General features: G+C 38.9%; 17 protein-coding genes, 1 tRNA gene and 2 pseudogenes. 11 read left to right on the top strand and 9 right to left on the bottom strand.

The annotated features are described in order from the left end of the window. Positions 1 to 180: 180 nt before the first annotated feature. Together groL and groES are read right to left on the bottom strand one after the other, a co-directional pair. Positions 181 to 1824 (bottom strand): chaperonin GroEL, encoded by a 1644-nt coding sequence (gene groL, locus ACFILA_RS03035; RefSeq protein WP_375660628.1) that lies wholly within the window; start codon positions 1822 to 1824, stop codon positions 181 to 183. 58 nt (positions 1825 to 1882) lie between these two features. Further along, positions 1883 to 2179: a co-chaperone GroES gene (groES, locus tag ACFILA_RS03040; RefSeq protein ID WP_005774667.1), complete on the bottom strand. Its 297-nt coding sequence runs from the start codon at positions 2177 to 2179 to the stop codon at positions 1883 to 1885. A gap of 227 nt (positions 2180 to 2406) precedes the next feature. Between groES and fumC (ACFILA_RS03045) the strand changes: the two genes are divergently transcribed. The 3 genes and pseudogenes from fumC (ACFILA_RS03045) to ACFILA_RS03055 all read left to right on the top strand — a co-directional run bounded on the left by fumC (ACFILA_RS03045) (position 2407) and on the right by ACFILA_RS03055 (position 6827). After that, positions 2407 to 3795, top strand: coding sequence for a class II fumarate hydratase (gene fumC / locus ACFILA_RS03045; protein ID WP_375630964.1), 1389 nt, complete (start codon positions 2407 to 2409; stop codon positions 3793 to 3795). A 1283-nt stretch (positions 3796 to 5078) separates the two neighbouring features. Next, positions 5079 to 5294, top strand: a pseudogene (gene fumC, locus ACFILA_RS03050) (class II fumarate hydratase); the annotation flags it as partial. A 645-nt stretch (positions 5295 to 5939) separates the two neighbouring features. Beyond that, positions 5940 to 6827 (top strand): outer membrane protein, encoded by an 888-nt coding sequence (locus ACFILA_RS03055; RefSeq protein WP_375660629.1) that lies wholly within the window; start codon positions 5940 to 5942, stop codon positions 6825 to 6827. 1367 nt (positions 6828 to 8194) lie between these two features. Here the strand turns inward: ACFILA_RS03055 and ACFILA_RS03060 are convergent. Continuing rightward, a tRNA-Leu gene (locus tag ACFILA_RS03060) sits at positions 8195 to 8279 on the bottom strand. Between the two features lie 222 nt (positions 8280 to 8501). Between ACFILA_RS03060 and ACFILA_RS03065 the strand changes: the two genes are divergently transcribed. The 3 genes from ACFILA_RS03065 (at position 8502) to ACFILA_RS03075 (ending at position 10530) form a co-directional block, all read left to right on the top strand. After that, a complete protein-coding gene (locus ACFILA_RS03065; protein WP_273790911.1) occupies positions 8502 to 9107 on the top strand; it encodes a YqaA family protein in 606 nt (201 codons plus the stop codon). A 12-nt stretch (positions 9108 to 9119) separates the two neighbouring features. Next, positions 9120 to 9692 (top strand): disulfide bond formation protein B, encoded by a 573-nt coding sequence (locus ACFILA_RS03070; protein WP_375622893.1) that lies wholly within the window; start codon positions 9120 to 9122, stop codon positions 9690 to 9692. 313 nt (positions 9693 to 10005) lie between these two features. Then, positions 10006 to 10530, top strand: a complete 525-nt coding sequence (locus ACFILA_RS03075; protein WP_375660630.1) for a type II toxin-antitoxin system PemK/MazF family toxin — start codon at positions 10006 to 10008, stop codon at positions 10528 to 10530. Between the two features lie 1073 nt (positions 10531 to 11603). On the opposite strand, the gene ACFILA_RS03080 is transcribed toward ACFILA_RS03075, so the two are convergent. Both ACFILA_RS03080 and ACFILA_RS03085 read right to left on the bottom strand, forming a co-directional pair. Beyond that, positions 11604 to 11816, bottom strand: a complete 213-nt coding sequence (locus tag ACFILA_RS03080; protein WP_375660631.1) for a hypothetical protein — start codon at positions 11814 to 11816, stop codon at positions 11604 to 11606. Between the two features lie 292 nt (positions 11817 to 12108). Further along, positions 12109 to 12765, bottom strand: coding sequence for a hypothetical protein (locus ACFILA_RS03085; RefSeq protein ID WP_375660632.1), 657 nt, complete (start codon positions 12763 to 12765; stop codon positions 12109 to 12111). Positions 12766 to 13837: 1072 nt separating this feature from the next. Between ACFILA_RS03085 and ACFILA_RS03090 the strand changes: the two genes are divergently transcribed. The 3 genes and pseudogenes from ACFILA_RS03090 (at position 13838) to ACFILA_RS03100 (ending at position 16028) form a co-directional block, all read left to right on the top strand. Next, positions 13838 to 14647 (top strand): VIT1/CCC1 transporter family protein, encoded by an 810-nt coding sequence (locus ACFILA_RS03090; RefSeq protein ID WP_375660633.1) that lies wholly within the window; start codon positions 13838 to 13840, stop codon positions 14645 to 14647. 259 nt (positions 14648 to 14906) lie between these two features. Then, positions 14907 to 15437 (top strand): dUTP diphosphatase, encoded by a 531-nt coding sequence (gene dut / locus ACFILA_RS03095; RefSeq protein ID WP_375660634.1) that lies wholly within the window; start codon positions 14907 to 14909, stop codon positions 15435 to 15437. Between the two features lie 96 nt (positions 15438 to 15533). After that, a pseudogene (locus ACFILA_RS03100) lies at positions 15534 to 16028 on the top strand (hypothetical protein). A gap of 436 nt (positions 16029 to 16464) precedes the next feature. Here the strand turns inward: ACFILA_RS03100 and ACFILA_RS03105 are convergent. The 3 genes from ACFILA_RS03105 to ACFILA_RS03115 form a co-directional block, all read right to left on the bottom strand. Then, complete coding sequence (locus tag ACFILA_RS03105; RefSeq protein WP_375654362.1) at positions 16465 to 16587, bottom strand: hypothetical protein; 123 nt, start codon at positions 16585 to 16587, stop codon at positions 16465 to 16467. Positions 16588 to 17144: 557 nt separating this feature from the next. After that, on the bottom strand, positions 17145 to 17726 hold the full coding sequence (locus ACFILA_RS03110; protein WP_375660635.1) for a biopolymer transporter ExbD: 582 nt from the start codon (positions 17724 to 17726) through the stop codon (positions 17145 to 17147). Further along, a complete protein-coding gene (locus ACFILA_RS03115) occupies positions 17723 to 18625 on the bottom strand; it encodes a MotA/TolQ/ExbB proton channel family protein (protein WP_375630956.1) in 903 nt (300 codons plus the stop codon). The genes ACFILA_RS03110 and ACFILA_RS03115 overlap by 4 nt, the downstream gene beginning before the upstream one ends. Before the next feature lie 999 nt (positions 18626 to 19624). On the opposite strand from ACFILA_RS03115, the gene ACFILA_RS03120 reads away from it, so the two are divergent. Together ACFILA_RS03120 and ACFILA_RS03125 are read left to right on the top strand one after the other, a co-directional pair. Further along, positions 19625 to 19963 carry a YqjD family protein gene (locus tag ACFILA_RS03120; RefSeq protein ID WP_375613241.1) on the top strand — a complete coding sequence of 113 codons (339 nt, stop codon included), beginning with the start codon at positions 19625 to 19627 and terminating at the stop codon, positions 19961 to 19963. A gap of 3 nt (positions 19964 to 19966) precedes the next feature. After that, complete coding sequence (locus tag ACFILA_RS03125) at positions 19967 to 20410, top strand: hypothetical protein (protein WP_375660636.1); 444 nt, start codon at positions 19967 to 19969, stop codon at positions 20408 to 20410. A gap of 599 nt (positions 20411 to 21009) precedes the next feature. On the opposite strand, the gene ACFILA_RS03130 is transcribed toward ACFILA_RS03125, so the two are convergent. Next, positions 21010 to 21753 carry a nuclease gene (locus tag ACFILA_RS03130; protein ID WP_375643286.1) on the bottom strand — a complete coding sequence of 248 codons (744 nt, stop codon included), beginning with the start codon at positions 21751 to 21753 and terminating at the stop codon, positions 21010 to 21012. Positions 21754 to 21866 lie beyond the last annotated feature (113 nt).

The raw sequence follows: 21866 nt of genomic DNA on the forward strand, positions 1-21866 counted from the left end.
AAAAAGCTATGGATTAAGAGTGAGCTTCATTCACAATGACGGTAGATCAACCAGAGGAGAGTAGAACAATCCTATAAGATAAAGAAACTGTCATAAAAGGAAAAACTGTATGAAACGTGAAAAAGCATAAAAAAACGGGCACAGAAGACCCGTTTCTTTATTACGTCTATGGAAAAGAGCTTAGAAATCCATTCCGCCCATTCCACCCATTCCACCAGCAGGCATCGAAGGCATTGGTGTATCTTTCTTTGGAACTTCAGCAACCATTGCTTCTGTTGTGATCAGAAGGCTCGCAATTGAAGCCGCATTCTGAAGAGCAGAACGCACAACTTTCACAGGATCAACAATTCCCAAAGCAATCAAATCACCAAATTCACCCGTGGCGGTATTATAACCATAAGTGTCAGCATTATTTTCCAGCACTTTGCCCACAATAATAGCGGCTTCTTCACCAGCATTGCTTGCAATCTGGCGCGCTGGTGCTTGTAGAGCACGACGAACGATACTAATACCAGCTTCTTGGTCAGGATTACTTCCCTTAACGGTCAACGCATTTGCTGCACGCAACAATGCGGTACCACCACCAGCAACAATACCTTCTTCAACAGCAGCACGTGTTGCATTCAAAGCATCATCAACACGGTCTTTCTTTTCTTTCACTTCAACTTCTGTTGCACCACCCACACGGATAACAGCAACACCACCAGCGAGTTTAGCAAGTCTTTCTTGCAATTTTTCACGGTCATAGTCAGAAGTTGTTTCTTCAATCTGAGCCTTGATTTGATTGACGCGAGCAGTAATTTCGCTCTTTTGTCCAGCACCATCAATAATGGTGGTGTTTTCTTTAGAAATATTCACTTTCTTTGCACGTCCAAGCATATCCAAAGTGACATTTTCAAGTTTAATGCCCACATCTTCAGAAATAACCTGTCCAGATGTCAAGATAGCGATATCTTCTAACATTGCTTTACGACGGTCACCAAATCCAGGAGCTTTTACAGCAGCAATTTTCAAACCACCACGTAATTTGTTGACAACGAGCGTTGCCAAAGCTTCACCTTCCACATCTTCAGCGATAATGAGAAGTGGTTTTCCAGATTGCACAACAGCTTCAAGCACAGGAAGAAGAGATTGCAAATTAGACAATTTCTTTTCGTGAATGAGAATGTAAGGATCATCAAGATCAGCGACCATTTTCTCAGCATTTGTGACAAAATAAGGGGAAAGATACCCACGGTCAAATTGCATTCCTTCAACGACTTCTAATTCCGTTTCAGCGGTTTTAGCTTCTTCCACGGTAATGACGCCTTCATTGCCCACTTTTTCCATAGCATCAGCGATCATTTTACCGATTTCAGCAGCGCCATTAGCGGAAATTGTTCCCACCTGTGCAATTTCTGCTGAAGTTTGAATTTTTTTTGCTTTTTTGAAGAGGTTTGCCACCACTTCTTCAACAGCAGCATCAATCCCACGCTTCAAATCCATTGGGTTCATGCCTGCAGCAACAGCTTTAACACCTTCTTGCACAATAGCTTGTCCTAAAACAGTTGCTGTTGTTGTTCCATCACCAGCGATATCATTGGTTTTAGAAGCAACTTCGCGCAACATTTGTGCACCCATATTTTCGAACTTATCTTCCAGTTCGATTTCCTTTGCAACGGATACACCATCTTTTGTGATGCGAGGTGCACCGAATGATTTATCAATCACCACATTGCGACCTTTAGGGCCGAGTGTCACCTTAACAGCATTAGCAAGGATGTCGACACCGCGCAACAAACGCTCACGCGCTTCACGGCCAAATTTGACTTCTTTAGCAGCCATTTAATTTCTCCTTGGAGTTTTCTCAAAATAGTACACAATGAAAAACTAAGTGCTTCAATTAGCCCATAATTCCCATAATGTCAGATTCTTTCATGATGAGGAGATCTTCCCCATTAATCTTGACTTCAGTTCCAGACCATTTTCCAAACAAAATACGGTCTCCTGTTTTGACTTCTAAAGGCACGCGCTTTCCGTTATCATCGAGAGCGCCATTGCCAACAGCAATCACTTCGCCTTCTTGGGGTTTTTCTTTTGCTGTATCAGGGATGATAATCCCACCAGCCGTTTTATTTTCAGATTCAACCCGACGGACAACGACACGGTCGTGAAGTGGGCGGAATTGTATATTAGCCATGTTTTAAATCCTTAAAACTGAACATAATTGCATTAATCTTAAAAGTTCTTGCTAGCACTCTCAAACTACGAGTGCTAGCATGTGTTAGATATAAAATCGGCATCTCTCAATGTCAAGAATAGCCATAAAAATAATTTCTCTAAATGAAGCTTCAAAGTCTTGCCTCTTATTGCACTTTCGCGTTATCTATCTTTTTTGAGAACCCGTGAACAAAAAAGGATCTTATCATGGTTGAAACACGTCAGGAAACGGATAGCTTTGGAACGATTTCGGTACGTCAAGATCGTTATTGGGGCGCACAAACTGAACGTTCTCTGCATAATTTTAATATTGGCAGTGAAAAGCAGCCTCTTGCCATCATCTATGCCTTAGTCCTTGTCAAAAAAGCAGCAGCGATTGTAAATATGGGCAAAGGAAAACTACCAGAAAATATTGGAAAAGCAATTATTGCCGCCGCTGATGAAGTGCTTGCTGGCGATTTTGATAAGCATTTTCCACTGTCCGTCTGGCAAACAGGTTCTGGCACACAAAGCAATATGAATGTCAATGAAGTCATTGCTAATCGTGCTAGTAAGATTTTGGGAGGAAAACTTGGAAGCAAAAAACCAGTTCATCCCAATGACCATGTCAATATGAGCCAATCATCGAACGATTCCTTTCCCACGGCGCTTCACATTGCCACCACGTTGCAAACACGCCAACACTTATTGCCAATCCTTGAAGCTCTTATTGCGACATTAAAACAAAAAGAGCAAGAATTTGCAGACATCATTAAAATCGGTCGCACCCACACGCAAGATGCAACACCTTTAACCTTAGGGCAAGAGTTTTCAGGCTATCGTGCCGCATTAGAAGCCAATCGTCAGCGCATTGAAAATGCTCTAACCGATGTCCACATGCTTGCTCAAGGTGGCACGGCTGTTGGCACAGGGCTGAATGCGCCAAAAGGTTTTGACGTTGCTTTTGCGCAAACAGTGAGCACTCTCACAGGAGTAACGTTCCAAACTGCCAGCAATAAATTTGAAGCACTTGCCCATCATGGCGCCCTTGCGCATTTCCACGGAAGCTTGAATGCTCTCGCTGCTGATCTGTTTAAAATTGCCAATGACATTCGGTTTTTAGGCTCTGGTCCACGTTCTGGTTTAGGGGAACTCAGTCTTCCTGAAAATGAACCCGGATCTTCTATTATGCCCGGCAAAGTCAACCCCACACAATGTGAAGCCTTAACCATGGTCGCATGCCAAGTTTTTGGTAATCACACCAGCGTAACCTTTGCCGCAAGCCAAGGACATTTTGAACTCAACGTTTATAAACCTGTTATTGGCTATAACGTTTTACAATCAATTACCCTTCTTGGTGATTGCATGCGTTCTTTTGATATGCATTGCATCCAAGGATTACGGGCCAATCGCGTTCATATTCACTCGCTCATGGAGCGCTCACTCATGTTAGTCACAGCTCTAGCACCAGAAATTGGCTATGAAAGAGCTGCTGAAATTGCCAAAGCAGCGCATAAAAATGATACAACTTTGCGCACCGAAGCATTAAAAGCAGGTGTTTTTGTAGAGGATTATGACCGATTAGTTGATCCCAAAAAGATGATTGCTCCCCAATAAACAACCCACTAAAAAAGATGCAAACGTCTTAAAACAAATCGTTCTGTCAAAAGATCGGGGTGTAAACACCCCGATGATGACCGATAACCATTACCCACAGCGTTCATTTTAGGCTCTGGTCCGCATTTATGCTATGGGTGGTTTTGTTGCTTATGTTGCTTATATTGTACTTAAAAGGCACAACGGTTTTGGAAAGAAATGGATAGTCATGGCTCAACACCCAATGGCTATACTGGCAGAAAGTGATTTAAATGGATATGACCGTAAGGTGTTTTTCATTCTAGCTTCACGTCTTGATTTTAAAAATTAATTAGCTATCAACCAAAAAGAATTAGCTCAAAAAAATCAGTATTAATAGACATAATTTCAATCGAAGTAAAAAAGATTAATGAATTCATAGTAGTTACGCTTACAATGTTATCATTATTGATAACATTGGGTAGATAACTCTTATCTCAATGAGATAATGTATTGATTTATAATAATAATCTAGCGTTATCCATATTGAATGAGAATCCTAAATACCGTAAGATTTTCTCATTTTAAATCTGTCCCATGTTGCATCAATCAAAATCACTGACTAGCACATCACAAACGGAATGAATGTATGGATAGAAATTGTATAAGATAAGGAAAAACGCCTCTAATGAACCACCTCAAGTGCCAAGGACTGTCACAACGGCCAAAGGGGCCTGTCACAACATTGTGGAGAGGACTGTCACAACACCCACGAACTGGCAAATATAGTAATGGCACCGGCTTGCTCCTCTATGAAGCGGAAAAGAGGTGCTCAATAGATTTATCATTATATCATTCACGAGCCACCGTCGTGAAATGGATTTAGAAACATTGAAAAATGTCTCCTCTATGAAGCGTGAAAGAGTGTGCTCAATAGATTTATCATTATATCATTCACAATCGCCGTCGTGAAATAGGTTTAGAAACATTGAAAAATGTCTCCTCTATGAAGTGGAAAAGAGGTGCTCAATAGATTTATCATTATATCATTCACGAGCCACCGTCGTGAAATGGGTTTAGGAACATTGAAAAATGTCTCCTCTATGAAGCGTGAAGATAGGTGCTCAATAGATTTATCGTTATATCATTCACAATCGCCGTCGTGAAATGGGTTTAGGAACATTGAAAAATGTCTCCTCTATGAAGCGGAAAAGAGGTGCTCAATAGATTTATCATTATATCATTCACGAACCACCGTCGTGAAATGGGTTTAGAAACATTGAAAAATGTCTCCTTTATGAAGCGGAAAAGAGGTGCTCAATAGAGGAACAGCTGTTGGAACAAAATTCGATGCACTGAAAGGTTTTGACCTTTGCTGAAACAATTCACTCTCTGACGTGATATCCTTGACAGCTCGCAAGAAATTTGAGGCATTTGCCCCTTATGGCGCCCTCACCCATTTCCACAAAAACCTGAATGCACGCGCTAATCTCTTTAAAATAGCCAACGACATTCAGTTTTTAGGCTCTCATCCACGTTCCGTCTTTAAGCGAACGGAAAGTTTATCATTTTACATGGCACATGAGAAACCTCTTGAAACTTGAGATTCTCGCCCTCTGCTCCTTCTTATTTTTCGTATTCCATTCAATCAATCAAAACTATTCGCTTGGATTGTCATAAGAAAAAGTAGCGTATAGATAAAAAAGAAATAAAGTCGCTCATCCCCTTAAGTGCTCAAAAGGCTATCGCCATACAAAGCTACGCAATATCAGAAACAAGCAAAGAATACGATAAAGAATATGATGGTGCCAATATGCATTTTTTACGACCAATTGAATATTAAGCACTTTGATATCAATCATAGTGGATAATATATTTAACACTTAATAACAAAGAGTGCTTTTAATATATATAAAATAATATTTTTTAAACAAATAAAAAGCCTGTTTACTATATTATATTTTTTTCTAAAACACAGAGAACACTGAAGAGGCGTATATAAAAAATCCTGAAAAATCAATACAAACGCGGGATAATAGCATGAAAACAAGTTTTAAGAACACTTAAATATGGATAATTATAGAGTTTTTGAGTATTTTAATTTTCATAATGATATTAAATATAGATTTCTTTAACCAATTCGTGTATAATGCGCTTTGTATTTTAAATGAATTGGGGACGTTTTTATGAAAACAAAATGTTTAATTGCACTATCTATTTTCACTTTCATTACCGCTTCAACAGCGCAAGCAGCAGATACGGTAATCTTTGAGCAATCAAAACCGAAGGTTTCATTGCAAAATGATTCATCATCACGTATTTCACCGGTTACTGTTTCTGCGCCTTTTTCTTGGTCTGGTTTTTATTTTGGAGGACAAATTGGATATTTTTCCAATAAAAATACTCTAAATTACGCACAAGAAGCTAGGGACGGAAAATGGGCTTTGGTTGATAGAGATTTATCACCGAAACTATCAGGATTGAGAGCAGGTTTGTATGCAGGTTCTAATATTGATCTGGGAGATCTTGTTTTCGGTTTTGATACGGACATGGTTTGGTCTGGGAAGAAAAGTACCCAAACAGACAATGGAAAGAAAATTCTAGATAAATTAGACTCCATTAACATTGCCTTTGAAGAAGCTGGAATTCCTATCATAAAACCTGCCGCTCAGGATGAAACGATACCCAACCATGGTGACATTGTTGTTAGCGGTGTAACATTGAAAGAAACATGGTCTGGTGCCGCGCGCGCGCGTATTGGGTTTGCTTCCCATCGTCTTATGCCTTATATTGCAGGGGGTATAGCCTATAGACAGATGCAATATATCATGTCACTTTTATCAAAATCGCAAGAAGATTCGACAATTTTTGCTTCTGGCAATGTGTTAGATGAGACAAAAACAATGTTTGGTTACACTGTTGGTGGTGGTTTTGATCTTGCAATGACAGATAATATCATCATGCGTACAGAATATCGTTATTCAGATTTTTTTAAAAAGAAATTTGCAAACGATAACCTTAAAATCTCTTCTCAAACGCATGATGTTCGCTTTGGTATCGCTTATAAATTCTAAGTTTTGTAGAAAAATTGAACGATTAAAAAACCCTGTTAAAAACGGGGTTTTTTAATGCCCCTTTGCACTAAAAAGACGTAGATTCTAAAAACCAGTACTAAACTGTAAACAAATAATCACGAAACAATCCAACCTCTCCCTCTCTTAAAGCAAGCTTCTATCCTCTCAGCCTTTCATGTTGTGCATTGGGAATATATAAAAGCTTTACCACCATACCACTGGGCGCCATCGTAAAATAAATGAGAGCCGGTATTTAAGAGATATTTCTTTAAAAGAAATATGGATATTGTGCATCAATTGCAGTTTTATAGGATGATGTTGACTTGGCCTCCCCGCTCTTAAAGGATAAAGATTCTAAAAACCCATTTTAAAACACCCATTTTAAAACACCATGTCCGTTTATAAAAGCACAAAAACTCTTGGGGACTCTTAGGGGGATCTTGGGCGAGCTTCTCTGGGCTCCTCCTCATGGAATGCCCTTAAGCCTAAAGCAAGACAAACACACTGAAGAATATTCAACACACAGCGAAAAAATACTGTAACGTTTCAAGGAAGTATGCCCTATATTACCACACTTCAAACGACCGTATTTTACAGCTATTGTATGCCAGAGTGGAGAAAGGATATTGCGGTTTTCTGTTTATGTAATTTCTGTAACGGGGAGACAGCTTCATTTGGAGAGAACATGAAGTTGTCAAGGTAAAAAACCAATTTCCAACCTTACCATTTCCCTCTGCTTTACAACTTTCAAAAGCCTCTAAAGCACTATTTTTTAAACCTCTAAAACTCTGTCTTTTAAAGAGTGGAGATTACGCATTGCCTCATGCTTTTGTTGCTCACATATCTTTTTGGCGATCACGCCCCTCATGTCATACGACAACGCTTCAAACCAAACACACTCAAATTCAAGACACTTTGGTTGCCAATGCACATGCGTGTTTTAAAGAAACATCTCTCAAAACCCTCAAGCCCATTTTGCGACAGCACCTACAAGAATATAAAATCTATAGAGCACCATCTCTACACTTCATAAAAGTGCAAGCTGGCACCATCCATCATACACTTTACCTCCAATGATGCCCTTGAAACGGCATAAGAGGCATTTTTATTCATTTTTTGTAAAATTTCACTCCACGCGAGCTCATCTAGCTTGTAACGTACGAGCGACATGATTTTGGTTGATTTACTATAAGCAGACTTGAAATGAGAGAATCCTACGGTATTCGAGGTTTTTCATTCAACATGCAAAACATTGAACACGGTCTATAAATCCCATGTTTTATAACCCCCCCCCATGTTTTATACCCCCCATGTTCTATAAACCAAAGCGATGCGCCATAACAGGATAAAGGGAAACATTTATGAAGTGGTGCGGGTGGTCGGACTCGAACCGACACTCCTCTCGGAACCAGATTTTGAGTCTGGCGCGTCTACCAGTTCCACCACACCCGCACACTTTTATAAAAGACAGGACTATAAAAGACAGACTTGTCGATTATTCCTTTGCACTATATGAAGAAGCACAGATTCGTCAACAGAAGACTTCTCATTTTTTAAGAATTCATATCATTTTCTTATCTATTTTATGGAATATTTTCTTTATTGGATTTCTCTACCGGATTTATAGCAATCTCATTTGTAAAGTCTTTACCTCTTAAACTTATAAAAAGCCTCATGATATTAAACAAATTAAAGCTTTGGACGATTTCTTTAGCAAATCGGCGTACAGCACCACACTGGCTTGGTTTCATTGCCTTTATTGAAAGTTCTGTTTTTCCAATTCCCATAGATGTTTTATATATTCCGATGCTTCTTATCCATCAAAAGCGGGTTTATCGCTATGCTTTGATTGCGACGATCTGTTCTGTATTAGGAGGCATTGCCGGTTGGTTTATCGGACATTTTGCCTATGATACCCTTGCCAAACCTATTTTAGAAATTTATGGTAAGGTTGAAAGTTTTGAATCTCTGAAAAATAGTGCAACCCTGCAATTTCTAATCATTTTACTGATAACATCAGGTTTTTTTCATCTTCCCCCCATCAAGATTGTCACAATTTTGGCCGGTGTAATGAGTGTACGTCTTGAACTTTTCATGCTTATTTGTATTTTTTCTAGAGGCGCTCGTTTTTATCTTCTCGCGTGGCTGATTAAACATTTTGGACAAAAAGCAATGAATTTTCTAGTACAGCATTTCAAATGGATTGTTCTCATTGGTTGTGTTAGCCTCCTTTTAATTTATGGGATTTTCATAGCTTTTTTAAACAGGAAGCTTTTATAAGGAACAGACTTAATGGCATGCGTTTTGTCTTCTCACCCACTTTTACATAAGCACCTTCATCTTGAACCCAGCAGAAAAGAACAAAGTTTATGGGCTTTTTTTCTCGCTTTTTGCTTGTCTGCCACAATAGGTATTGCCCTTGGTTTTGAACATTTCGGAGGGTATCTTCCTTGCGATTTGTGTCTCATAGAGCGTTTTCCCTATTATGGTGCCATACCCTTTTTGCTCTTAGCAGGTTTTGGGGCATATTTTTTTCGCATAACTGCTTGGGTACAACTTTTATTTTTGTGTGTTTTTGTCTTAATGTGCATCAGCCTTGTTTTAGCCATTTATCATGCGGGTGTTGAATATGGCTTTTGGGCTGCTCCCCTCAGTTGTGGTTTAAGCGCAGTGAGAAAAACCTCAGACATTAACCAGCTGCTTAACCAATTAAACAACATTCATCCCCCTTCTTGTTCTGAAGCATCCGCACGCTTTCTTTTTCTTTCATTTGCCGGTTGGAATGTCGTCTCAAGCCTATTTTTCAGCCTTATAAGCCTCTATATTACTTCAAAAGGCATTCTTTCAAGCAATAAAAAACTCTAACCATAAAATAGAAACGAAACCGCGTTCACTCGTTCTCTCCAATCGCTTCCCCCCTAACCAACAACTCTCCAGTCACCAATCCCCACCCAAAACCACCCACCGCCAAACCAACCCACCGCCAAACCAACCCACCAACACCAACGAGTCACCAACATCCCTCCTCTAGCGTTGTACTCAAAAGACAAAAATAAGCAGATACATCCATTTTATGGTTTCACCTCTCTGTACTTATAAGCAACATTTTGATAAAAACTCGTGATAGAAAAGCCGTAAAATAATAAGTGAGGGGACCAATAAATATAAATGGTCTGCTATGGCTGAAGATAAGAACACAGAGCCTTCTACCCTATCACCTATTTCCTTAGATATAACCAAACTTGAAGAACCATGTGTTATGATGGAACATGATCATAATGCATGGCGTGAGCGTATAAAAGAAAGAGATTTAAATGCGCCTTACGAAAAACCACCTCATATAAAACCACGAATCAAATCGGCACCACGCATCAGGCAAGTTTTTTGGTGCGATTTTCCTCATGATTCGATACTCCCTGAATTTTGGAAAAAGCGGCCTGTTTTAGTGCTTTCTAAGAATGCAAAATTATATGGAAATGTGACAGTTTTACCTTTTTCAACGAAATCACAACCCAATAATCCCGCTGCGTATCCAATACAATCTCCCATAGAGAATAAAAAAGCATGGATTATCTGCAATTATGTCACAACAGTTTCTGTAAGTCGTTTAAGTTGCTCACGTACCGTTCCAAGGTTATCCTGCGAAGATTTTCATAAAGTTGTAGCTCTGATGCTCAAATATTTACCGCATTTACAGTATTGACTTTTGGGAAAAATAAGCGTATATGCACCCCCATACACGGCATCAGTAATGGTGACCGCTTCCCCGCAAGGGGAGATAGGAACGAAGGAGTGGGCAACCGCTCCTTTCGTCATTTTTGGTATTTTTTTGAAAACTGCCATTTTTTGCAACCTTCCCTAGAACATATCCAACATTCATTCTCCACCGTTGTGGTTTTGAAATATCTGCGATTTGGGGTAAGCAGAAGACAATATCCACACCTTGGATCCGGTAAAGTTTCCCATGGAGATTACCGAGATATTGTACATACTTATCATTTCATTGCACAAAAAATCGTGCTGCCGTTGCTTAAACTTTATATGATTTTCCGCAATGGGAATATCTTTCCAAGATTGAAAAAAAGCTTCGCTTTATATGACCACACCTCAAACGATTGTATTTTACGAGATAACAAAGAAAATTCTCTAATAAACCAGAAATCAACACCCAACCGATTTCTATCTCTTCACCAAAAACAATTGTTTATTGCCCTAACCACATTATTTCACCGGTCACATGATCTAACATAGCTTTTGCAGATAGATTTTCTTCCCTGTTCTCCTAGAAACGATCTATGCTATTTTGGGATTTACTGCTGAATTGCTTATGCTTGCACTTTGAATGCCTTTTTTCTCACCATATAAAAGGTAGATAAAAAAATAATTTCGTTTATCAGCTTTATTTTAAAGACATACCTATTTTTACAGGATACGTTTTCCTTTCTATCAGCCCTATCGCGTTCAATACACTTGTCGTTTCTAAACATGAACCACCAAGCATCACAATGGAACAATAGACATCCATCACTTTCATGGGCACTTGCATTGACAAGAGATAAACAAGAGTATTGATCATCACACACGGAGCAAAAATCTATAGCGACTACGCCATAGACTTTCGCCACGCACGGGTTATTCTTAAAGCATATTTATGATGAGATAATCATTTATGACATCATTTTTGTTACGCCACAGAACGGGTTTTGCTAACGAGTTTTGCTATTGTGCAAATTTTTCAAGAGAAATCCTCACTCGCTCATAGATGACAAGATTTCTTTATGGAGAAAGCGTATGGCGCTCAGCTTTGACCTTTTCCATAACAACGATAAGTTCAAACTTTAACCAACGCGATAATACACCTACTCTAAACGATTTACGCACCACCTCATCCGCAACAGGCTGCTCCAATATCGGTGTATTTATCGGTGCATTTACTTGAGGATTTTTTGCACTTCCACGCACCGCAAAAAAAGAAAATATTTTTCTCATATTTAAATCCATTTCAGTTGATCTGGATTTTAAAAATGCCCAAAAAAATCAAACAAAAATAGAGAGGTAAGTTACGAAAACTACAGGGTAAATTTTACTGCCCCAAAATGTCTATTTTCCCCCGCCTGAACAGTCAGAGGAACACTATAAAAAATATTTTTATTGAAAAACAATTACTTATAATCTAGGGAAGAAAAGTAAAAATCCCCCCCAGAAAAAGAGATTACCTTCAAAATTATCAAAAAAAGCAGCACAATTTTAGTGATCTTTTTATTTTTTTCTTTTGATAAAATTAATTGGCAGATGTCTTAGGCGCCCCTCCGGTAGGTTCCCAATTCGCAACAGCCGCTAATTCCTCAATGAGCTTCTCTCTTGGTAAATTATTATCATCCACCAACTTATACTGAACGGCATTGTCACTAAGCCACTTTATAAGCGTTCTTTTAACAGTTTTACCACCCTCAGCCTCACTCACCGCTTCCCATGCCGCAACAATAGCAGCAAGCTTTGGAGCATAACGTGGATGCGTTGGATCTTGAAACGCATATTTTTGATCCTTAACGTCACGAGAATCATCCTCAGGGAAAAAAACTTTAGGTCTCTTACCACGCAATAAAAGCCATTCTTTTAAATCATCTAGGGAAACAGAAGAATATTCAGCAATAGGACCGTTCAAATGCCCCACCCGAAAACCACTAAGATAGTACCATTCTACCCTTAATTTTCCCTCTTTTGCTTCTCTTACTATGTCACTATAAACAGCTCGGAACAAAGCAATTTTATCAAACGGTACTCGCTCCTCTCTTTCGTAAATATCACTGTCTTCAGGGCTATATTCGCCGGGAAATTTACATATGAGTGGATTCAAGCCCGCTATCAATAACGCTGCCTGCAATAACGTTAGTTTTTGAGAACGTAAAAGCCATTCTAAACTTTCATCAATTTCCATATATTCCCCGCTTTTTCTACGAAACTTAACATATTTTTTAAAATGCTAAGAGCAATCTCCTTCACTGACACAGAGATTATACTCCCCTCACATTGCAACTTATCACACTTTTTAATAATCCCACAATCACACCCCTCCTTGTGATACACAAGAAAATGATTTGAATTGATTTAAGATAAGAAGTTTTGAAGTGAGAGGAATCCTACTGAATTTTGGGCTTTCATGCAAGATATCAGGCAAGTTACAAGGCAATAAATGCCCCTTCATAAAGTGTAAATTTTTATGCGTGATCAAACAATTTGATATGATAATATCTCTCTCATTTATGCACTCCCACCCTTAAACCTGCCCCTGCAATTACAGCACAAAAGATAATTCGTTACACGCTAACAAATCCACCTAAATGCAAAAGCTGTAACAACGCTAAAATGCGCGTAAATATCATAAGAATACTGTCTTACACCTCCACAAGCAGAATGAGTGGCGTAAAACTGTACAATAAAATGCCATGCCTATAATGAACCGTGCTAAAGACTGTCGCAACACTGGGAGCTAAGGTGTATGATGATGCCAGCTTGCTCTTTTATGAAGCGTAAAGATTAAGAAGACTCAATGGAGTTTATATTATTTCATGGAAATTTTGCGGCTCTACCCTTCTATACTCTTCACGGGGGCCCCTCGCGAAATGGGCTTTTATCCCTTGAAAAAGGTCTCTTTAAAAGAATCATTTCAAATTCTAAGAGCTGTTACAGTCTTTTGAACGCATCAAATGAATGATGATGCTAGCTTATTCCTTTCCTATATTCTCGAGCATCAATACATTAGAATGCTCCATTCAAACGCCCCTGTAGCAAAATAAAGCACATTGTCTCTTAAATTTTTTCACGTAATCATTTCTTTCATGCGCCCCTGTCGTCTCCATTTAATGAATCTCCTTGTACTTTCTCAACATCCCAGCACCTTTTTTCTCAGTGCAACCTTTTTGTAATTTGTCAGTTTTTAACTTTTAGATTGACTTTCGGTTTATTTTTCTTATGTTTTAGAATTATTCTAAAGTGCAGAGGAACAGAAAATGTTGAGATCGTTTTTTTCATTTGTACAACGTAAAGCTCTGTCCTTTCGTTCAGCACAAAACGTGATACTTAAAGCGCTCAAAATAAAAGAGCAACATGCGGCGCTCTATTTAAAATATGCAAAAGCTCTAGAACCTTATTCCTCTAAGGAAGCCGCCGTTTTTACCGCTATGGGGCTTCAAGAGCTTAAAAATTATAAGCAACTTTTGTGCCTTTCTTGTCATAATCGTGCAAACACTATCGGTTCATTATGTGACAAAACTTCTCTTGTGAAAGAAAAGAGCCGCCATCCCTCCCAAAAAACAACAGCGGCAAATCACACCATAAAAAAACCTTCAAAAACGCAAAGACAAACACTTTTGACTTGGATTCAACCAGGTCTTGCAGGGTTAATGGATGGCTCTGTCTCCACCCTTGCTCCCATTTTTGCCGCAGCTTTTGCCACGGGAGACACGCATCAAACTTTTTTGATAGGGCTCTCAGCTTCAATTGGTGCGGGACTTTCAATGGGTTTTACAGAAGCAGCCCATGATGACGGCAAATTATCAGGGCGTGGTTCGCCATTAAAAAGAGGTCTTGCCAGCGGCATTATGACAACATTAGGAGGACTAGGTCATACTCTTCCCTATTTGATCAACTCTTTTTATGTAGCGACAATTATTGCTTTTATCATTGTTTTTTTCGAACTAGGCGCCATCGTCTGGATTCAGAACAAATTCATGTCCACTCCCTTTTGGCGCGCCTCTTTACAGGTCATCATTGGGGGAGCTCTGGTTTTTGCCACGGGTATTCTTATCGGTAGTATCTAAAAAATCTTATCTGTAACCATAATTTAGATCTCAAATAAGCGCATGCCCCTAGGCATAAGCCATCCTTGATGATGCCATTATTGAAAAATGCCATTGATAATGTTAGGTGGTGTTGTGGAATATTTTAAGTCAGTAAGAGATGATAAGCAAGCTCTGGGGACAACCTATATCCACACACCTTTATCGACTTGGTTTTATAGATATCTTTTGTTAAAGTATCATTTTCTTCTAGACCTCATATTTTGGAAATGCCTTGATCATGTCGCACACTGAAACCAACGCCTCTCTAAACAACCATCCTGTCTCTTCTCAATCTTCACGTGCCCAGACTTTATTTGTTCAGCGTCTTGCACACGGACAAGGTTTAGAACTTCCTTGCTACGCGACAGCAGGTTCTGCGGGTCTTGATCTACGGGCAGCAATTGGAGAAGAAGAAACGCTTGTTCTTGCCCCTGGGCAGCGGGCACTTATTCCAACAGGTCTCATTTTTCATTTATCACGTGGGCTTGAAGCACAAATACGTCCACGCTCTGGCTTAGCCTTAAAACACGGCATCACATGCCTCAACACTCCAGGAACGATTGATAGTGACTACCGTGGTGAAGTCAAAGTCCTTCTTATCAATTTAGGACAAGAAGACTTTTCAATCCAACGGGGCATGCGCATTGCCCAAACAGTCATCGCCCCCGTATCTCAAGTTAATGTTTGCGCCATTGAACCAGAGCAAAATACCCAAAGCCATAACGAGAGCCGTGGAACAGGAGGTTTTGGTTCAACGGGACACACTTAAGAAGCTCTGAAAAATCGCTATCCTTAAAATATAACACACACTTATTCTAATCACTCTTTCACTTAAAACCCCTTGGGCTTTTAAAGTGCAGAAGGAATGCGCATTTGCTTTCAAAGTTTTTTCACTAAACGCCCCTCTAAACGGGCATCCTTACTCTTCTCCTGTCTCTTCTCAATCTTCACATGCCCAGACTTTATCCGTTCAGCATCTTGCACTTGGGACAAGAAAGCTTCCTCACTACGCAACGGCTGGTTCTGCGGGTCTTGGATTTACAAGCAGCAAATTGGTAAAGAAGAAACGCTTGTTCTTGCCCCTGGGCAGCGGACACTTATTCCAACAGGTCTCATTTTTCATTTATCTCTTGGGTTTGAAGCACGCATCCGTCCACGCTCTGGCTTAGCCTTAAAACACGGGCATCACATGCCTCAACACTCTAAGAACGATTGAGTGTGACTATCCGGAAGTGAAGTCAAACTCCTTCTTATCAATTTAGGACAAGAAGACTTTTCAATCCAACGGGGCATGCGCATTGCCCAAACAGTCATCGCGCCTGTACCGCAAGTTAATGTTTGCGCCATTGAACCAGAGTAAAATACCCAAAGCCATAACGAGAGCCGTGGAACAGGAGGTTTTGGTTCAACAGGACACACTTAAGAAGCTCTGAAAAATCGCTCCTCTCAAAATAACACACATACTTATTCCAACCACTCTTTCACTGGAAATTCTTTGCGCTTTTAAAGTGCAGAAGGAATGCGCATTTGCTTTCAAAGTTTTTTCACTAAACGCCCCTCTAAACAATCATCTCTCAATTACGTCTCTCACGCTATACAAAATTTCATTAACACCAGATACCCCTCCCCCATAACAAAAACATTGGCATTAACCATTGAGCGTTCACACACCACTTGTAATGTCGACAATCTATACATCATACTGGAAATTCTTTGCGCTTTTAAAGTGCAGAGGGAGTGCGCATTTGCTTTCAAAGTTTTTTCACTAAACGCACCTCTAAACAATCATCTCTCAATTACGTCTCGTGCGCTATACAAAACTTCATTAACACCAGATACCCCTCCCCCATAACAAAAACATTGGCATTAACCATTGAGCGTTCACACACTGCTTGTAATGTCGACAATCTATACATCATATTGATTTATAATAATAATGAATTGTCTTTCAACTTAAATGAGAGATCTCAATACTGTAAGATTGTTTCATGGCAAGCCTATTGATATTAAATCAATCAAAAGCATGTTTCTCACATTCCAAACGTGGTTAGCATACAGATAAAAACTGAAAAAATGCCTACAATGAATACGTATATTAACACTGTCTTGGGAAAAAAATATAAATACGATAATGGTGCTCGCTTACTCTTTTATTAAGCATAAAGAGAGTGAGGTTCGATAGATTTTTTGATTATTTTACGGGGGCTTTACCGTTATACCATTTATGAACACCGCCGCAAAAAGGGCTTTAAGATGTATTAAGACACACAACAATCGCCTCTGCTGTTTTCTTGATCGCACCTCTTGCGGCAAGATGAGTAGTGCTTAATCCTAAAAAACCGATTCAATATATGAATCCCCTGCATAATATCAAACCCATGCGTATTTGGTTTAATAAATCCACGGAACCCTCATCAATTTCACTCTACGACTTTGAGTAATATGCTTTGCTTCCTGCAACAAAGGCTGTTTTTTATCACTGATCAGAGGCATCGGCTGGAATATTAGCGTTTCCCGTAGTGCTCGTTGTTACGGCATCCACATGCCCCACAACGTTACCACCCGCTCCATCGACAGCAGCGTTCGCTACCCCTGTTGTTTTATTATTGATCTCACCTCTTGAGACAAGATTGGTAGAGTTTTGCAATCCTACAAGACCGATTTTATGATATCCAGCCATGCGTATTTGATTTAATAAATCGATGACAGTACCATAATCAATTTCGCTATCCGCTTTGATTAAAATTTTTGTCTCTAAATTTTGCGTCGTTTCCCTCAACAAAGCTTCTCTCAAAGCTGCTTGTTCTACAAGATGATCACCAATGTAAAGAGAACGATCTTTTTGCAACGTAACATAAAGAGGTTCATCAGACTGAACCACTGAAGGTGCTTGAGTTATAGTAGGAAGCTGAACGGAAATGGCAGATGTTGCCAAAGGCGCTGCAACCATAAAAACAATAAGCAACACCAATACAACATCAATAAAAGGGGTCACATTGATTTCGCTTTGCAACCCACTCTCGTCTATATCCCAATCATTATTAAGGCTTGCTTTCATTTTTTATGACTTTTCTGTTGTCTTTGTCTATCAAGTTCACGGCTCAAGAGCCTTTCAAGAGCAGCAGCGATATCACCTAAATCACTACGATAACCACTCAAAGCACGCATAAGGCTATTATACATAACAACGGCGGGAATAGCCACAAAAAGCCCAACAGCCGTTGCGAATAAGGCTTCAGCAATTCCAGGCGCCACCACATCAAGTCGCGTTGTTTGAGACTGAGCAATCCCAATAAAAGAATTCATAATTCCCCAAACAGTTGCAAAAAGACCAACAAAAGGAGCAATTGCGCCAATAGTTGCAAGAACAGCGCTTCCACATGCAACACGGCGTGTAGCAGCCAGCAAGCAGCGTGACAAAAGTGAATGAACCCTTTCTTTTAAACCTTCATGAACATCACGAGCCTTAGCATCGCGAACATCGCGGGAAACATCTTCATATTGATTGCTCTCCTCATAAAAGAGAATATCTTCAATCGTTTGTGCCCTTTCCTCTGTACTGGTTTTTTCACCAGAGCTTTCGTTTATCCCTTCAGGAGCAGAAAAATGAACCTGTTGTGCAGAAAGATACACCTCTTTAAGGACTTCTTTGAGAAAAAACACACCAGCCCCTTTGCTTTCTTTCAAGCTCGCTGCCAAACGCGTAAGAGTCTGAGCATTTAGAACCAATTGAAGTTCATGACGTACTCTTCGTTTTACCAAAGTGATCTCAACAATTTTCACAAAAGCAATTGTCCAAGACATAAGAGAAGCAAGTAACAAAATAATGATAACGGCTTTTACCACCCAATCAGCAGCCATAAACATAGAAAGAGGAGAAAAATCATGCACTGTCAATACAGCAGACATATTATCTAAAGGGACTGTTTTATCTAAAGGGACTGTTTCAGATTCCATTTTTATCTCACATTCTTGTGCTCTTATCTTTATTTATGAGCTGGATCGTCACCCCGCATAGCATCACTGTTCCACAATGCCACTACCCTTTTAACGTCACTTGTGTATTCCTCTTAAGAAAGAAAACTTGATAAATCAAGTATAGTTTTATTCCACAAGCTCTCTCTTAATTCTAAAGAAATTACTCAAGAAATTTTTCTCTAACAATTCAACAAGTTTATCTTACCCAATCAATTTATTGCATAAATTAGGCAAAATGATAAACTTACAAGAAGTATCGCATATAATATTTTAATTTATAAGAATAATTTATCATCGTTCCTGTTAAATAAATCTCTCATATCGCAAAGTTTCTCTCATTTCAGCAGCTCTTTTAAATCCAACAAAATATTTTCTTACATGAAACAAGCAGCAAAAATATCATAAAACTCTTGAAGAAAAGGATACGCACATCTCTAAAAACCCGTGCACTGAAGTCCCTATCCTAAAATAAAAATATACCTTACGTTTAAAAAAAGAACTATCGCAATATCTTAAACTGACCAAAAGTATCATGGGGAGCGCGTGTTGCCCCCAAATACATAGAGAGCAAAGAGCCGCAATATTATTTTCTTTTTCTTCTGCAAAAGCATAAAAATGACATTATTTCTGCCGCAAAATCGCAACAACGATGTTTTTTACCTGTCACAAGCCTAAAAAATAAACCTCAACAGGCTTTTTAAAAAACTTTTACAAAAAAACTGCGCCACGAGAAACTGAAGAATGGTGCTAAATTGCTGCAAAAGCATAAGACAATTCTCAACAGATGCGACCCTTTACAGACAAAGCATATCGTATAGGAAAGATTTATTTTATCAAAAACAGTTTTAAATTCGACAAAATGAAAGGAACCAAAAAAAGCTTTTGGCGTTACTCAAGCAGTGAAAATTTTCACTCCAATGCAAATGATCACTATGAACACACCAATACAAATATAATGAATCAAGAGGGAAAAATACCATGGCCCATAATAAAACAACACAGCACGATAAATCAGCCGTAGAAAAAGACCAACAAAAAGACCTACAAGGACAATTAGAAACGTTACGCACTGAAATTTCAGGGATTACCTCAACCCTAACAGATCTTGGTGCAAACAAATTCAACGCCGCCAAAGACAAAGCGGAAAAACTATATCACTCAGCGAAAGAAAGTGGTGAAGACATGATGTCTCAAGCAAAAGACAAAATCAGTGATCTTGAACAAACCATGAATCAATGCGTTCGCAAAAATCCTGGCAAAAGCGTTTTGTTTGCCGCAGGGGTTGGTTTTATTCTTTCTCAATTACTGCGTCGTTAAGCAATGCATAAGTTTATCGCGCCTCTTTTAAACCATCTTGTCGGTGGAGGGCTTAAAAGCACAGTCAAGCAAGTACGCCTTCAAGCAATTTTCTATGGGTTTATTGGCATTTCATTCTTCATGTCTTTGCTTTTTTTATGTACCATCGGTTTTATTGCGTTATGTTCTGTTATGAAGCCTCTTGCTGCCGCCAGTATCATGTTTTTAATTTGTCTTTCTCTTGCAGGATTAGGTCTTATTATCAGTCGCGTTCTCAAAACTTATCAACGCTATGACCAACAAAAAAAGACAGAAGAACAACGCCACAAACTCATGACAGATGCGACCGTTTCCAGCCTTGCAGCTCTCAGTCAACATCTCCCTTTTGCCAAATTGGGTGTTCCCATTCTCGGACTTGTAACTTATTTTTTGTGGAAAAAAGATAAAAAAGACCGCTTTTCAAAGTAAAATATGTAAAACTGTCACTCTAAATTCCCCCTCAGTGTGCTTTCTTTTATAGCAAAAGAAAGCACATTTTTTTCCTCATAGTCTCTTTAGCTTCTTCAAAAGCCTGAAAAAAAATCCCCTTCATTTTGCTAAAAATTCCATAGAACCGCTACACTCTCTTTCAGATTGCAACCCATATTTCATGAACATAACAACATAAGGCAAAACTTACATTAAAAATTCTGGTTTGATTTGAAGCAATTGGTTGTTTTTTGAAGGCAAGGTGTTTTCAGTTTTACCTTTTCTCTATTTTTTCATAAGCCTTTTTTCATGACCATAGGTCACATCAGTAGTTTGCATGTGTTCAGATTTTTCTGAACACTCATGTTTGTTACAATGACTATTTTGTTTAGGGGAAGGAAACGCGCTCTCCCATAGCGCTGTAGTGAGCAACCTATATGCGTAAGCGAGCTTTAAACACAACAATTTTCCATAACGAGCGTTGTCCACCAAGGACTGTGTGGATTATAATTAACTTTTTTCTGATAAGATTTGCAGTAGAATATTGTCTTGATTTTTAAATAGCGCTTGAAAAGACGCTTTATCAATAATGGTCAATATTAATTATGGTCAATGGGATTATAGCTTCCATGATCTCTTCGCCAATCTTCTGGTTGTTGAAATTGGCTCGACCATAAACCATTTTGTGCTTTTTGAGCAGCAGATTGTAGAGTTTTATAGTCTGCTGGGGATGGAAAATGATGCTGATCTTTTGTCAACACCATCAACCCTTCTGCCAGCCCCAACCGCGCCAGATCAACCCCATCTACAAAACATTGTGCATAATGAACCTGTTGAACGACACGTGCTTGCCGACAAGTAACCTTTTTATCAATTGTTTTTGAAACAAGCCAAGCCGTAACAAAAGCACCGCAAGGCCACTTAACTCCGTTGCGTGAGGCAAATTGCCTCATTTCACAGCTTTCCACACCATATAAGCGGATATCACGGATAATCTTTTTTCTCCACCCATCATCTACAAGCGTAATCATTTTAAAGGTCACACCACTTGTAACCTGTATAGCACCGGAATAGACCGGCACATTTTCTTCATAAAATTGTGATGCGAGTGGTTCTGGATGCAATACCACATTTTGTTGGTTTACGTCTTGTTGGTTTGCATAATCTATCAATTGTGACTTCGGATTTTGAACGGGGTTTCCAATTGTCTTTTCTGATCCTTTTAAAAAAGAAGTTTGAGTAAGTTGTTCATTATGTTGACTTAAATAAAAGTATCCTAAAATAATAATACAAATTAAGATAATATATTTAGGCGCTGATCGAAGATATTTTAAAAGTATCATTTTGAATATTGCTGTATTTTATTGTTCATTAAATAATAAAAGATTAAATATTATTAATTTATCGATAGAAAAATTTATTTTTTTCATTTATATGATTCCCGATTAATATTTTG

The sequence above is a fragment of the Bartonella sp. CL71SXKL genome (assembly GCF_042194935.1).
Classification (GTDB): Bacteria; Pseudomonadota; Alphaproteobacteria; order Rhizobiales; family Rhizobiaceae; genus Bartonella.